This is a genomic window from Bartonella sp. AP88XZML, from assembly GCF_042195565.1.
GTDB lineage: Bacteria > Pseudomonadota > Alphaproteobacteria > Rhizobiales > Rhizobiaceae > Bartonella.
On sequence record NZ_JBHIOQ010000001.1, the window covers coordinates 1 to 1,423 of the forward strand.

A 1,423-nucleotide genomic window follows, 5' to 3' on the forward strand; every position below is an offset into this window, starting at 1 on the left:
GGTCCACAGCAAACTAGTGAAAAGTGCTGATCATTTTACGATTAGGCATGTGTTTAAATCGACAAAAAGGCACCGTACAGAGCGATTTAAAGATTTTGTGATAAAAACCACATTGAAATTAAAAACGCTTCTGTACAGTCCATTTTGAGGCAAATAAACCCATTGGTAAAGTTATGGATTTAGATTAGGGGATATTAAACCAGATGTTTTTAAAAAAACGTAAACAGAAGGGGGGAAAAAAGTTCGTTGCAACGGCGGTGGGGCATGCCCCATGGGGATTAGGGGTAGCAGAGTATTTTTACAATCTTTACGAATATGATGATGGTACAAGAGAATATGANAGTTGATTACAGTACCAAGGCGCAAGTGAAAGCGTGGATATATGGGGGTGGTATTCCGAAAAGCGTTCTCAATTACGAACCTCTTATAGATGAGATCAATAAAGAGATCAAAAAATTATCAAAAACCGCAGGAAATAAATATGTTTACAGATAAGCAGCTAAGAGCCTTGTTTGGTATTATAATTTTTATATTTTTATGCTTTTTAGGAATTAAAAAAAATCCCTATTTTATCCAAGGTATTTTGATATTTGCATCTTTTGGTTTGATAATAATAACAAATATTTTTGTAATTTTATGCAATTCTCATATTCCTTTTGAGTTGCAGAACAATCCAAAATATAAAGATGATGATACAACAGGTTGGAAGACATTAACACGTGATTTACAACATTATATGCACAGACTTTTAAAGCTAATAAGTTTAGCACTTGTCGTTTTAATTTTTCCAAATAGTTATACTGTATTTTGGTATTTAGATATCGTTTTTTGGTACTTTTTTTTAGTTTATTCATTCTTTCTCATGTTGCATACACGCAGTTTAATAAACATGTCCATTTACGCACTACATTTTTATACTAAAAACCAAAAGTAAAATTTAAAAGCACTTGATATTCAATTATGTAGGTATCAAAATGAAAAAAATTGAAAAAAATAAAAAATACGTATTGACTTTAAAGAAAAGGTCGTTTATTAAGGTTGGCAAGTGCTCAAAACACTGTAATACGAGCGGATAGGTTACGAAACGACCTCTTCCTATGTTTCTAAAATATACTGGCTTTCTTTTGTGCTCTTATTGGCATATAACGATTTTGCCGGGTGTGGTTATACTATACAATACCCTTCATAGGGGAAAGTGTAACGACGGTCTCGTATCCGTGTTTTGAGCGCCCGGCGCCCTTATAGGGTGTCAATCAAAATGTTAAAATACGAGGTAATTATTATGCAGAATTCTGTAAAAAAATATCAACTCACCAATCAAACAATTCTTCGTGAGGGTAAAAAACTTTATCGCATTAAGGCGTTAAGAGATTTTGGTGATGTTAAAGCTGGTCAACTTGGTGGCTATATTGAATCTGAAGAA

1 protein-coding gene and 1 pseudogene are annotated in these 1,423 nt (G+C 33.0%); both read left to right on the top strand.

The window, feature by feature from the left end:
* Nucleotides 1–203 precede the first annotated feature (203 nt).
* A pseudogene (locus tag ACFIK2_RS00005) lies at nt 204–495 on the top strand (hypothetical protein).
* Nucleotides 482–934: a hypothetical protein gene (locus ACFIK2_RS00010; RefSeq protein ID WP_375676742.1), complete on the top strand. Its 453-nt coding sequence runs from the start codon at nt 482–484 to the stop codon at nt 932–934. Before ACFIK2_RS00005 ends, ACFIK2_RS00010 begins: the two are co-directional and overlap by 14 nt.
* Nucleotides 935–1,423 lie beyond the last annotated feature (489 nt).